Here is a 13,573-nt window from a genome sequence, read left to right as displayed (position 1 = left end):
AGATGTAAAAAAACCCGCCGAGGCGGGTTTTTTATTAGCGACTCAACGATTACTCGTTGTCGGAACCACCCAGACCTGCGTTCAGCAGTTCTGCCAGACTCGCGGATGCATCTTCAGCAGTCACCTGCGGTGCAGCTGGCAGTTCGCCCGCAGCACGACGACGCATACGATCCTGGTGGTACGCATAACCGGTACCGGCCGGGATCAGACGACCCACGATGACGTTCTCTTTCAGGCCGCGCAGTTCATCACGCTTACCAGCAACAGCGGCTTCGGTCAGGACACGAGTCGTTTCCTGGAACGATGCTGCAGAGATGAAGGACTCGGTTGCCAGAGACGCTTTGGTGATACCCAGCAGATCGCGCGAGAAGGTCGCACCGATTTTGCCGTTCGCTTCAAGTTCGCGGTTAGCGATCTTGACGCGTGAGTATTCAACCTGCTCGCCTTCCAGGAACTCAGAGCTGCCAGCGTTTTCGATGGTTGCTTTACGCAGCATCTGACGAACGATAACTTCGATGTGCTTATCGTTAATCTTAACGCCCTGCAGACGGTAAACGTCCTGCACTTCGTTGGTGATGTAACGCGTTACCGCGTGTACGCCACGAAGACGCAGAATGTCGTGCGGCGCTTCTGGACCATCGGAAACCACGTCACCACGTTCTACACGTTCACCTTCGAACACGTTGAGCTGACGCCACTTAGGAATCATCTCTTCGTACGGTTCGCTACCATCTACTGGAGTGATAACCAGACGGCGTTTCCCTTTGGTCTCTTTACCGAAGGAGATGATACCGCTGATTTCAGCCAGGATTGCAGGCTCTTTCGGACGACGCGCTTCGAACAGGTCCGCAACGCGTGGCAGACCACCGGTGATGTCCTTGGTACCGCTGGATTCCTGTGGAATACGCGCCAGAGCATCACCCGCACCGATCTGAATGCCATCTTCCAGCTGAACGATCGCTTTACCCGGCAGGAAGTACTGCGCAGGCATGTCGGTACCAGGGATCAGAACGTCGTTACCCTGAGCATCAACGATTTTCAGCGCAGGACGCAGATCTTTACCACCGGTAGTACGTTCAGCAGAATCCAGAACCACCAGAGAAGACAGACCGGTCAGCTCGTCGGTCTGACGAGTAATGGTCTGGCCGTCGATCATGTCAGTAAAGCGGATGAAACCACTTACTTCGGTGATAACCGGCATGGTGTGTGGATCCCAGTTTGCAACGGTTTCACCGCCAGCAACCTGCTCGCCATCACCTTTCGCCATAACCGCACCGTAAGGCACTTTATAGCTCTCTTTGGTACGACCGAATTCGTCGATCAGTTTCAGCTCGGTGTTACGAGAGGTCACAACCAGCTTGCCTGCAGAGTTAACAACAGACTTCGCGTTGCTGAGCTTGATGCTACCTTTGTTTTTCACCTGGATGCTGGATTCAGCAGCCGCACGAGATGCCGCACCACCGATGTGGAACGTACGCATCGTCAGCTGTGTACCCGGCTCACCGATGGACTGTGCCGCGATAACGCCGATTGCTTCACCTTTGTTGATGATGTGGCCACGCGCCAGGTCACGACCGTAGCAGTGCGCACATACACCAAAGTCGGTGTCACAGGATACAACGGAACGCACTTTCACTGAGTCAACAGAGTTCGCTTCCAGCAGGTCACACCAGTGCTCGTGCAGCAGCGTGTTGCGTGGAACCAGAATGTCTGCAGTACCCGGCTTCAGAATGTCTTCCGCGGTCACACGACCCAGAACGCGATCGCGCAGTGGCTCTTTAACATCACCACCCTCGATAACCGGGGTCATGGTGATACCTTCGAGGGTGCCACAATCGTCTTCGGTCACAACCAGATCCTGCGCAACGTCAACCAGACGACGCGTCAGATAACCGGAGTTCGCTGTTTTCAGTGCGGTATCCGCCAGACCTTTACGAGCACCGTGCGTGGAGATGAAGTACTGGAGTACGTTCAGACCTTCACGGAAGTTCGCGGTGATTGGCGTTTCGATGATGGAGCCATCTGGCTTCGCCATCAGACCACGCATACCTGCCAGCTGACGAATCTGTGCTGCGGAACCACGCGCACCGGAGTCGGCCATCATGTAGATGCTGTTGAAGGAAACCTGCTGCTCTTCTACGCCGTCACGGTTAATCACGGTTTCGGTCTGCAGGTTATCCATCATCGCTTTGGATACACGATCGTTCGCCGCTGCCCAGATATCGATAACTTTGTTATAGCGTTCGCCCGCGGTAACCAGACCAGACTGGAACTGCTCCTGGATCTCAGCAACTTCGGCTTCCGCTTCAGAGATGATCTCGTGTTTCTTCTCTGGGATGACCATGTCATCGATACCAACAGATGCACCTGAACGCGCTGCATAAGCAAAGCCGGTATACATTGTCTGGTCAGCGAAGATAACGGTCGGCTTCAGACCCAGAATGCGGTAACAGGTGTTCAGCATTTTGGAGATCGCTTTCTTGCCCAGCGCCTGGTTGACGATGGAGAAAGGCAGACCTTTCGGTACGATCATCCACAGAATCGCACGGCCAACGGTCGTGTCTTTCAGGCTGGTTTTCGCAACGAATTCGCCGTTTTCATCTTTTTCGTATTCGGTGATACGCACTTTAACGCGCGCATGCAGAGAGGCCAGGCCAGCGCGGTAAATACGCTCAGCTTCTTTCGGGCCAGTCAGCACCATGCCTTCGCCTTTGGCGTTAACACAGTCACGGGTCATGTAGTACAGACCCAATACAACGTCCTGAGAAGGAACGATGATTGGCTCACCGTTCGCTGGAGACAGGATGTTGTTGGTAGACATCATCAGCGCACGCGCTTCGAGCTGGGCTTCCAGCGTCAGCGGTACGTGAACAGCCATCTGGTCACCATCGAAGTCGGCGTTATATGCCGCACAAACCAGCGGGTGCAGCTGGATAGCTTTACCTTCGATCAGGACTGGCTCAAATGCCTGGATACCCAAACGGTGCAGGGTTGGTGCACGGTTCAGCAGTACCGGGTGTTCGCGGATAACTTCGTCCAGGATATCCCAAACGACAGCTTCTTCACGCTCAACCATTTTCTTCGCGGCTTTGATGGTGGTGGCCAGGCCACGCAGCTCCAGCTTGCCGTAGATGAATGGTTTGAACAGCTCCAGTGCCATTTTCTTCGGCAGACCGCACTGATGCAGACGCAGGTATGGACCTACGGTGATTACAGAACGACCGGAGTAGTCAACACGCTTACCGAGCAGGTTCTGACGGAAACGACCCTGTTTACCTTTGATCATGTCGGCCAAAGATTTCAGAGGACGTTTGTTAGAACCGGTGATCGCACGACCGCGACGACCGTTATCCAGCAGGGCATCTACCGCTTCCTGCAGCATACGTTTTTCGTTGCGTACGATGATGTCCGGCGCAGCCAGATCCAGCAGACGTTTCAGACGGTTGTTACGGTTGATAACGCGACGATACAGATCGTTCAGATCGGACGTTGCGAAACGACCACCATCCAGCGGAACCAGTGGACGCAGATCTGGCGGCAGAACCGGCAGAACGGTCAGGATCATCCACTCTGGTTTGTTACCAGACTGAACGAACGCTTCCAGCAGTTTGATACGCTTGGTCAGCTTTTTACGTTTGGTTTCGGAGTTGGTTTCGTTCAGCTCTTCACGCAGCTGCTCGCACTCTTGCTCCAGATCCATGCTCTTCAGCAGGGCCTGAATAGCTTCCGCACCCATCTTCGCGTCGAATTCGTCACCGAACTCTTCCAGCGCGTCCAGATACTGCTCTTCAGTCAGGATCTGATGACGTTCCAGGTTCGTCATCCCGCCTTCGATTACCACATAAGATTCGAAGTACAGAACGCGTTCGATATCACGCAGCGGCATATCCAGCAGCAGACCGATACGGGACGGCAGAGATTTCAGGAACCAGATGTGAGCGGTCGGAGACGCCAGCTCGATGTGGCCCATGCGCTCACGACGCACTTTGGTCTGGGTCACTTCAACGCCGCACTTCTCACAGATCACACCACGGTGTTTCAGGCGCTTGTACTTACCGCACAGGCACTCGTAATCTTTTACTGGCCCGAAAATACGCGCACAGAAAAGGCCGTCACGCTCAGGTTTGAACGTACGGTAGTTGATGGTTTCCGGCTTTTTAACTTCACCGAAAGACCATGAACGGATCATGTCTGGCGAAGCCAGAGCAATTTTGATCGCATCAAACTCTTCGGTTTTAGTCTGCGCTTTCAGAAACTTTAATAAATCTTTCACGGATTTGCTCCCGTCGGAGTTAGCACAATCCGGTGCCGGGGGTTAACCCGGCACCAGTGACCTGTTTGAGCGAGAATTACTCGTCTTCCAGTTCGATGTTGATACCCAGCGAACGAATCTCTTTCAACAGTACGTTGAAGGATTCTGGCATGCCCGGTTCCATCTGATGGTTGCCGTCCACGATGTTTTTATACATCTTGGTACGACCGTTCACGTCATCAGACTTAACGGTGAGCATTTCCTGCAGGGTGTATGCCGCGCCGTATGCTTCCAGCGCCCACACTTCCATCTCCCCGAAGCGCTGACCACCGAACTGTGCCTTACCACCCAGCGGCTGCTGAGTAACCAGGCTGTAAGAACCGGTAGAACGAGCGTGCATCTTGTCGTCGACCAGGTGGTTCAGTTTCAGCATGTACATGTAACCTACGGTTACCGGACGCTCGAACTGTTCACCGGTACGGCCGTCAAACAGCGTAATCTGACCAGACGTTGGCAGACCACCCAGTTGCAGCAGCTCTTTAATTTCAGCTTCTTTCGCACCGTCGAAGACCGGCGTTGCGATTGGCATACCTTTTTTCAGGTTCTCAGCCAGGCGCAGCACTTCTTCATCGCTGAAGGTATTCAGGTCGACTTTCTGACGCACGTCGGTACCCAGATCGTAGGCACGCTGGATGAATTCGCGCAGTTTCGCGACTTCTTCCTGCTGCTTCAGCATGGCGTTAATCTTGTCGCCGATACCTTTCGCAGCCATACCCAGGTGGGTTTCCAGGATCTGACCGATGTTCATACGAGACGGTACGCCCAGCGGGTTCAGTACGATATCTACCGGCGTACCGTTAGCATCGTGCGGCATATCTTCGATCGGGTTGATCTTAGAGATAACACCCTTGTTACCGTGACGACCTGCCATCTTATCACCAGGCTGGATCTGACGTTTAACAGCCAGATACACCTTAACAATCTTCAGCACGCCTGGTGCCAGATCGTCGCCCTGAGTGATTTTGCGGCGTTTCGCTTCGAGTTTTTTCTCGAACTCGTGTTTCAGTTCGTCATACTGTTCAGCCAGCTGTTCCAGCTGATTTTGTTTCTCTTCGTCGGTCAGGCCCAGTTCCAGCCAGCGATCGCGTGGCAGTTTGTCGAGCTTCTCAGCTTCAACGCCACCGGCAACCAGCACCGCATAGATACGGCTGAACAGACCCGCTTCGAGGATCTGCAGTTCTTCAGACAGGTCTTTCTTAGCCTGTTTGAGCTGCATCTCTTCGATTTCCAGCGCACGCTTATCTTTCTCCACGCCGTCACGGGTGAAGACCTGAACGTCGATAACCGTACCGGAAACACCGTTTGGTACGCGCAGAGAAGAGTCTTTAACGTCAGACGCTTTCTCACCGAAGATTGCACGCAGCAGTTTCTCTTCTGGCGTCAGCTGGGTTTCACCTTTAGGCGTAACCTTACCAACCAGAATGTCGCCGCCAGTCACTTCCGCACCGATGTAAACGATACCGGATTCATCCAGTTTGGAGAGCGCAGCTTCACCCACGTTAGGGATGTCAGCGGTGATCTCTTCTGGCCCCAGCTTGGTGTCACGGGACACACATGCCAGTTCCTGAATGTGGATGGTGGTGAAACGATCTTCCTGAACCACACGCTCGGAGACGAGGATGGAGTCTTCGAAGTTGTAACCGTTCCACGGCATGAACGCTACGCGCATGTTCTGACCGAGCGCCAGTTCACCGAGGTCGGTGGACGGACCGTCTGCCAGCACGTCGCCGCGCTCAACTGGCTCACCCAGAGATACGCAAGGCATCTGGTTGATACAGGTGTTCTGGTTAGAACGGGTGTATTTGGTCAGGTTGTAGATGTCGATACCTGCTTCGCCCGGATACATCTCGTCTTCGTTAACTTTGATAACGATACGGGATGCATCGACGTACTGAACGGTACCGCCACGTTTAGCAACCGCAGTAACACCGGAGTCAACGGCAACAGCACGTTCCATACCGGTACCAACCAGCGGCTTATCAGCGCGCAGAGTTGGAACGGCCTGACGTTGCATGTTCGCACCCATCAATGCACGGTTGGCGTCATCGTGTTCCAGGAACGGGATCAGGGACGCACCGACGGATACCACCTGCTGGGTGGAAACGTCCATGTAGTCAACCTGGTCGCGGCTGAACAAGCTGGATTCGCCTTTGCTACGGCAGGTAACCAGATCTTCTACAAAGTGGCCTTCGTCATCCAGGTTGGAGTTCGCCTGAGCGATAACGTAGTTGCCTTCTTCGATAGCAGACAGGTAATGAATTTCGTCGGTTACAACACCGTCGGTCACTTTACGATACGGGGTCTCAAGGAAACCGTATTCGTTCGTCTGTGCGTACACGGACAGGGAGTTGATCAGACCGATGTTTGGACCTTCAGGCGTTTCGATTGGACATACGCGACCGTAGTGCGTCGGGTGTACGTCTCGAACTTCAAAGCCTGCGCGTTCACGGGTCAGACCGCCTGGGCCGAGTGCAGAGATACGACGTTTGTGCGTAATCTCAGACAGCGGGTTGTTCTGGTCCATGAACTGAGACAGCTGGCTTGAACCGAAGAACTCTTTCACTGCTGCAGAAATCGGCTTGGCGTTGATCATATCCTGAGGCATCAGGGTATCCAGATCGCCCAGAGACAGACGCTCTTTCACCGCACGCTCTACACGTACCAGGCCAACGCGGAACTGGTTTTCCGCCATTTCGCCTACGGAACGGATACGACGGTTGCCGAGGTGGTCGATATCGTCCACTTCGCCTTTACCGTTACGGATATCGATGAGCTTCTTCATCACTTCGATGATGTCGTCTTTGCTCAGGATACCGGAACCTTCGATTTCGTCGCGCAGCAGAGAACGGTTGAACTTCATACGACCAACCGCGGACAGATCGTAGCGGTCTTCGGAGAAGAACAGGTTCTCGAACAGGCTTTCCGCCGCTTCGCGAGTTGGTGGCTCACCAGGACGCATCATGCGGTAGATTTCTACCAGCGCGCTCAGACGATCGGTGGTTGGGTCGACGCGAATAGTCTCAGAGATATACGCACCGTGATCCAGATCGTTGGTGAACAGCGTTTCGATACGTTTGTGGCCAGACTGGCTCAGCTTAGCCAGCAGATCCAGGCTCAGCTCCATGTTCGCCGGGCAGATCAGCTCACCCGTTGACTCGTCAACGTAATCTTTCGCGGCTACTTTTCCTGCAATGTACTCAACCGGAACTTCGATGAGTTTGATATCATCTTTTTCCAGCTGGCGGATGTGGCGCGCGGTGATACGGCGACCTTTTTCCACATACACTTTGCCGTCGGCTTCGATGTCGAACGACGCGGTCTCACCACGCAGACGTTCCGGCACCAGCTCCATCTGCAGCTTGTTGTCGCGGATTTCAAAGATCACTTTCTCAAAGAACAGGTCCAGGATCTGCTCAGTGGTATAGTTCAGTGCACGCAGAATGATGGTTGCAGGCAGTTTACGACGACGGTCGATACGGACAAACAGGTTGTCTTTTGGATCGAACTCGAAGTCCAGCCATGAACCACGGTAAGGAATGATGCGTGCGTTATACAGTACTTTACCGGAAGAGTGTGTTTTACCTTTATCGCTGTCGAAGAAGACGCCCGGGCTACGATGCAGCTGGGAAACGATAACACGCTCAGTACCGTTGATAACGAAAGTACCGTTGTCAGTCATGAGTGGAATTTCACCCATGTAGACTTCTTGTTCTTTAATGTCTTTTACGGTGCCTTCCGGCGCTTCGCGCTCGTAGATCACCAGACGCAGTTTTACGCGCAGCGGTGCGGAATAGGTCACGCCACGGATCTGACATTCCTGAACGTCAAACACCGGTTCGCCAAGGCGGTAGCTGACGTACTGCAGCTCGGAGTTACCGCTGTAGCTCTGAATCGGGAACACGGAGCGGAAGGCTGCTTCCAGACCGTACTGCCCTTCAGGATCTTGCTCGATAAACTTCTGGAACGAGTCAAGCTGGATAGAAAGGAGATATGGAATGTCCAGAACTTGTGGACGTTTACCAAAATCCTTACGAATACGTTTTTTCTCGGTATAGGAGTAAACCATAGGGTTCCTCAGCTCGCTGACAAGTCGACCCATCTGTCCGACGAAGGGACAGTTTGTGCAACACCATTTTGTGGACCGGAAAATTGAATACTTTCCGCAATACCTGTTGCTATCACGCTTAAATCATTTCGTCGCGATTTACACAGAGCGAGCACCCTGTCGCAATATATTAAGTCGTCGATAGAAACATGCATTGTCAGGACAATCAGCAGTCAAACAGTGTGAAATGCTACTGATGCCTTACAGCGCAAAAAGGCTGGTGACTAAAAAGTCACCAGCCATCAGCCTAATTACTTAGGCTGCAACCAGAAAAGTTGGCTTATTTAACTTCAACTTCAGCGCCAGCTTCTTCCAGAGATTTTTTCAGTGCTTCTGCGTCGTCTTTGCTCACGCCTTCTTTCAGCGCAGCTGGAGCAGATTCTACCAGGTCTTTAGCTTCTTTCAGACCCAGGCCAGTTGCGCCACGTACTGCTTTGATAACAGCAACTTTGTTAGCGCCAGCAGCTTTCAGAATTACGTCGAATTCAGTTTTTTCTTCAGCAGCTTCAGCCGGGCCCGCAGCTACAGCTACAGCAGCAGCAGCAGAAACACCGAATTTTTCTTCCATTGCAGAAACCAGCTCTACAACGTCCATTACGGACATAGCTGCTACTGCTTCAATGATTTGATCTTTAGTGATAGACATTTAAATTGTTCCTGAAAATCAGAATAAGTTTATACGTAAGCAAATGCTTTATAAAGATAACTGCGATTAAGCAGCTTCTTTCGCATCGCGAACAGCAGCCAGAGTGCGAACCAGTTTGCCAGCCGAAGCTTCTTTCATGGTTGCCATCAGGCGTGCAATTGCTTCTTCGTAGGTCGGCAGGGTTGCCAGGCGATCGATGTTCGATGCCGTGATCAACTCACCTTCAAAGGCTGCAGCTTTGACCTCAAATTTTGCATTCGCTTTCGCGAACTCTTTGAACAGACGAGCAGCAGCGCCCGGGTGTTCCATAGAGTATGCAATCAGGGTCGGACCAACAAACGTGTCTTTCAGGCACTCGAACTGAGTACCTTCAACTACGCGACGCAGCAGGGTGTTACGAACAACACGCATGTATACGCCAGCTTCACGACCTGCTTTACGCAGTTCAGTCATTTTGTCTACAGTAACGCCACGGGAATCCGCAACTACTGCAGACAGCGCGCCTTTGGCTACTTCGCTGACTTCAGCAACAATCGCTTGTTTGTCTTGAAGATTTAAAGCCATTAGCTTTGCTCCTGGATGTTTGCCGGAACTCATGTTCCGGAACTCACTTCACTCTTCCCAACGGAAAGAGCGTCTTAATACGGTGAGCAGAAACAAGCCAGAGTATCCAAAAATAATCTTAGCGTTCTGTCACCGTCTACGCAGGGGATTAAGTCTCTTGCGAAACACCTGCGGTCTTCGACGGAGGCCTGGATTAGGCCAGGCTCCAACGAACAAATCTTTTAGCCGCTAACTTTCGTTAGCAAACGTGGGGGTAAGATTGTAGACAAAATCACCGCCCACGTAAAGGCATTAGTTTGCAGCAGCGCTCAGGCCAGCCTGGTCAACTGCAACACCTGCACCCATGGTGGTGGAGATGCTAACTTTCTTGATGTACACGCCTTTTGCCTGAGTTGGTTTTGCTTTTTTCAGCGCAACCAGCAGAGCTTCCAGGTTTTCTTTCAGTTTGTCAGCGTCAAAGTCCACTTTACCGATGGTGGTGTGGATGATGCCGTTTTTGTCGTTACGATAACGAACCTGACCTGCTTTAGCGTTCTTAACCGCTTCAGCAACGTTAGGAGTTACAGTACCAACTTTCGGGTTTGGCATCAGGCCGCGTGGACCCAGAACCTGGCCGAGCTGGCCAACAACGCGCATTGCATCTGGAGAAGCAATAACAACGTCAAAGTTCATTTCGCCTTTCTTGATCTGATCAGCCAGATCTTCCATACCTACCAGTTCAGCGCCAGCAGCTTTAGCAGCTTCAGCGTTTGCACCCTGAGCAAATACAGCTACACGTACGGAACGGCCAGTACCGTGTGGCAGTACAGTTGCGCCACGAACGTTCTGATCGGATTTACGCGCGTCGATGCCGAGGTTAACGGCAACGTCAACGCTTTCAACGAACTTAGCAGTTGCCAGTTCTTTCAGCAGAGCGATAGCTTCGTTGATGTCGTACTGTTTGGTCGCATCAACTTTGTCACGGATCACGGACATGCGCTTGGTCAGTTTAGCCATTTCTTAGTCCTCCACTACCAGGCCCATGGAACGTGCAGTACCTTCGATTGAGCGAGTCATCGCTTCAATGTCGGCACCAGTCATGTCGGCAGCTTTGGTCTGCGCGATTTCCTGCAGCTGAGCGCGGGAAATTTTACCCACTTTGTCTTTGTTCGGTTTACCGGAACCAGACTTGATACCAGCCGCTTTCTTCAGCAGAACTGCTGCTGGAGGGGTTTTGGTAACGAAAGTGAAAGAACGGTCAGCGTAAACAGTGATTACGACTGGGATTGGCAGACCTTTTTCCAGGGATTCGGTTTTGGCGTTGAACGCTTTACAGAATTCCATGATGTTCACACCCTGCTGACCCAGAGCTGGACCAACTGGTGGACTTGGGTTCGCCATACCAGCTGCAACCTGCAGCTTGACGTAGGCTTGTACTTTCTTAGCCATTCTAAAATCCTCTGATTGGGTGATAGCGCCTCAGGGAGGCTCCCCGTGAATAAAATTCGTTTTACGGGCCGGGGCCCATAAAAACAAAAGGCGCGAAATTGTATTCCAATCTCGCGCCCTGTGCAACGATTAAATCGCCGCTTTTTTGATCGCTGCTTAGGCTTTTTCGACCTGCGCAAAGTCCAGCTCTACCGGGGTCGCACGACCGAAGATAGAAACAGAAACTTTCAGGCGGGACTTCTCGTAGTCCACTTCTTCAACGACGCCATTAAAGTCAGCAAACGGACCGTCGCTAACACGGACCATTTCACCCGGTTCAAACAGCGTTTTAGGACGCGGCTTATCACCCACCTGCTGCAGGCGGTTCATAATCGCATCAACTTCTTTGTCGCTGATTGGCGCCGGACGGTCAGACGTGCCGCCGATAAAGCCCATCACGCGCGGTACGCTGCGCACCAGGTGCCAGCTCGCGTCGTTCATCACCATCTGAACCAGCACGTAACCCGGGAAGAATTTACGCTCGCTTTTGCGACGTTGGCCGCCACGGATCTCAACCACTTCTTCGGTCGGAACCATAACTTCGCCAAATAACTCTTCCATGTTGTGTAATTTGATATGCTCACGCAGCGACGTTGCTACGCGGCCTTCAAAACCGGAAAACGCCTGAACGACGTACCAACGCTTTTTAGGGGCTTCAGACATCTTAGAACCTCAGGCCAGTAATAAAGGAAACCAGGCGAACCAGAATACCATCCAGTCCCCACAGGATCAGTGACATTACAGCGGTAACCGCCGCTACGATCAGCGTGGTGTGCAATGTTTCCTGGCGAGTCGGCCAAATGACCTTACGGACTTCGGTACGCGCTTCACGTGCAAAAGCAACGGTTGCTTTACCTTTAGTCGTCAACAGCGCGACACCGCCCGCTGCAGCAATCAGAATCACCACTGCCAGCGCGCGGAGCGGCAGCATCATGTCACGATAAAGATAGTTGCCAACGATTGCCACAATCAGCAGCACGGCAACAGCGACCCACTTCATCGCTTCCAGGCCGCGCCCGCTCCCTTGAGCTTCGGTATTCGCACTCATAAACCAACCTGTCAGAAGAATTCTACAAATAATTTCACCCCGCGATTGCGAGGCGAGCCAAATCGAAATAATCCCTTGGGATTATACGCTCTCTGCAGAGCCTGTCTCAGCAATGATTATGACAAAAATAATCACTGATGAGCCAGGTTCTGATGTGAAAGCGTGCAAAAAGGGCATCAAATGATGCCCTTTTCATGCGCATTGCGTCAAATGTTATCAGCGATTAGCCGAGAACTTTAGCAACCACGCCCGCGCCAACGGTACGGCCACCTTCACGGATTGCGAAACGCAGACCGTCGTCCATCGCGATTGGGTGGATCAGAGTCACAACCATCTTGATGTTGTCGCCTGGCATTACCATCTCAACGCCTTCTGGCAGTTCGATGGTACCGGTCACGTCAGTTGTACGGAAGTAGAACTGTGGACGGTAGCCTTTGAAGAACGGAGTATGACGGCCGCCTTCGTCTTTGGACAGGATGTACACTTCAGATTCGAACTTGGTGTGTGGCTTGATTGAGCCTGGCTTCGCCAGAACCTGACCACGTTCGATTTCTTCACGTTTGATACCACGCAGCAGAACACCAACGTTCTCACCAGCACGGCCTTCGTCCAGCAGTTTGCGGAACATTTCAACGCCAGTACAGGTAGACTTCGCAGTCTCTTTGATACCAACGATTTCAACTTCTTCGCCAACTTTGATGATACCGCGCTCTACACGACCGGTAACAACGGTACCACGACCGGAGATGGAGAATACGTCTTCGATTGGCAGCAGGAATGGCTTGTCAATCGCACGCTCTGGTTCTGGGATGTAAGAATCCAGGAAGCCAGCCAGTTCGATGATTTTCGCTTCCCACTCTGCTTCGCCTTCCAGCGCTTTCAGAGCAGAACCACGAACGATTGGGGTATCGTCGCCTGGGAAATCGTACTGAGACAGCAGTTCACGAACTTCCATCTCTACCAGTTCCAGCAGCTCTTCGTCATCAACCATGTCGCACTTGTTCAGGAACACGATGATGTAAGGAACGCCTACCTGACGACCCAGCAGGATGTGCTCACGAGTCTGAGGCATTGGGCCGTCAGTCGCAGCAACAACCAGGATCGCGCCGTCCATCTGCGCAGCACCGGTGATCATGTTTTTAACATAGTCGGCGTGGCCTGGGCAGTCTACGTGTGCGTAGTGGCGAGTCGGGGTGTCGTACTCAACGTGAGAGGTGTTGATGGTGATACCACGAGCTTTTTCTTCTGGTGCGTTATCGATCTGGTCGAATGCGCGAGCAGAACCACCGTAGGTTTTTGCCAGAACGGTAGTGATTGCAGCGGTCAGCGTTGTTTTACCATGGTCAACGTGGCCGATAGTACCGACGTTAACGTGCGGTTTTGTACGTTCAAACTTTTCTTTAGACATCGATTGTCCCTCTAAGACACGGA

Annotated in this window: 9 protein-coding genes; all 9 read right to left on the bottom strand. The window is 52.5% G+C overall.

Translation table 11 applies throughout. From position 1 onward, the window contains the following. Window positions 1–49: 49 nt before the first annotated feature. The 9 genes from rpoC to tuf all read right to left on the bottom strand — a co-directional run bounded on the left by rpoC (window position 50) and on the right by tuf (window position 13,550). Complete coding sequence (rpoC, locus tag OTG14_RS16795) at window positions 50–4,273, bottom strand: DNA-directed RNA polymerase subunit beta' (RefSeq protein ID WP_023309968.1); 4,224 nt, start codon at window positions 4,271–4,273, stop codon at window positions 50–52. A gap of 76 nt (window positions 4,274–4,349) precedes the next feature. Continuing rightward, window positions 4,350–8,378, bottom strand: coding sequence for a DNA-directed RNA polymerase subunit beta (gene rpoB / locus OTG14_RS16790; protein ID WP_024908260.1), 4,029 nt, complete (start codon window positions 8,376–8,378; stop codon window positions 4,350–4,352). A 319-nt stretch (window positions 8,379–8,697) separates the two neighbouring features. Then, a complete protein-coding gene (gene rplL / locus OTG14_RS16785; RefSeq protein WP_002445276.1) occupies window positions 8,698–9,063 on the bottom strand; it encodes a 50S ribosomal protein L7/L12 in 366 nt (121 codons plus the stop codon). Window positions 9,064–9,129: 66 nt separating this feature from the next. Next, entirely contained in the window at window positions 9,130–9,627 is a 498-nt protein-coding gene (gene rplJ / locus OTG14_RS16780; protein WP_005132895.1) for a 50S ribosomal protein L10, read from the bottom strand. A 291-nt stretch (window positions 9,628–9,918) separates the two neighbouring features. Continuing rightward, window positions 9,919–10,623, bottom strand: a complete 705-nt coding sequence (gene rplA / locus OTG14_RS16775) for a 50S ribosomal protein L1 (RefSeq protein WP_006810530.1) — start codon at window positions 10,621–10,623, stop codon at window positions 9,919–9,921. A 3-nt stretch (window positions 10,624–10,626) separates the two neighbouring features. Continuing rightward, on the bottom strand, window positions 10,627–11,055 hold the full coding sequence (gene rplK, locus OTG14_RS16770; RefSeq protein WP_008503452.1) for a 50S ribosomal protein L11: 429 nt from the start codon (window positions 11,053–11,055) through the stop codon (window positions 10,627–10,629). Window positions 11,056–11,211: 156 nt separating this feature from the next. After that, window positions 11,212–11,757: a transcription termination/antitermination protein NusG gene (nusG, locus tag OTG14_RS16765; RefSeq protein WP_002438628.1), complete on the bottom strand. Its 546-nt coding sequence runs from the start codon at window positions 11,755–11,757 to the stop codon at window positions 11,212–11,214. A gap of 1 nt (window position 11,758) precedes the next feature. Then, window positions 11,759–12,142, bottom strand: coding sequence for a preprotein translocase subunit SecE (gene secE / locus OTG14_RS16760; protein WP_014068449.1), 384 nt, complete (start codon window positions 12,140–12,142; stop codon window positions 11,759–11,761). 223 nt (window positions 12,143–12,365) lie between these two features. Continuing rightward, on the bottom strand, window positions 12,366–13,550 hold the full coding sequence (tuf, locus tag OTG14_RS16755) for an elongation factor Tu (RefSeq protein ID WP_023326212.1): 1,185 nt from the start codon (window positions 13,548–13,550) through the stop codon (window positions 12,366–12,368). Window positions 13,551–13,573 lie beyond the last annotated feature (23 nt).

The organism is Enterobacter pseudoroggenkampii, assembly GCF_026420145.1.
Lineage (GTDB): Bacteria > Pseudomonadota > Gammaproteobacteria > Enterobacterales > Enterobacteriaceae > Enterobacter > Enterobacter pseudoroggenkampii.
This window is presented reverse-complemented; position numbering and strand designations above follow the sequence as displayed.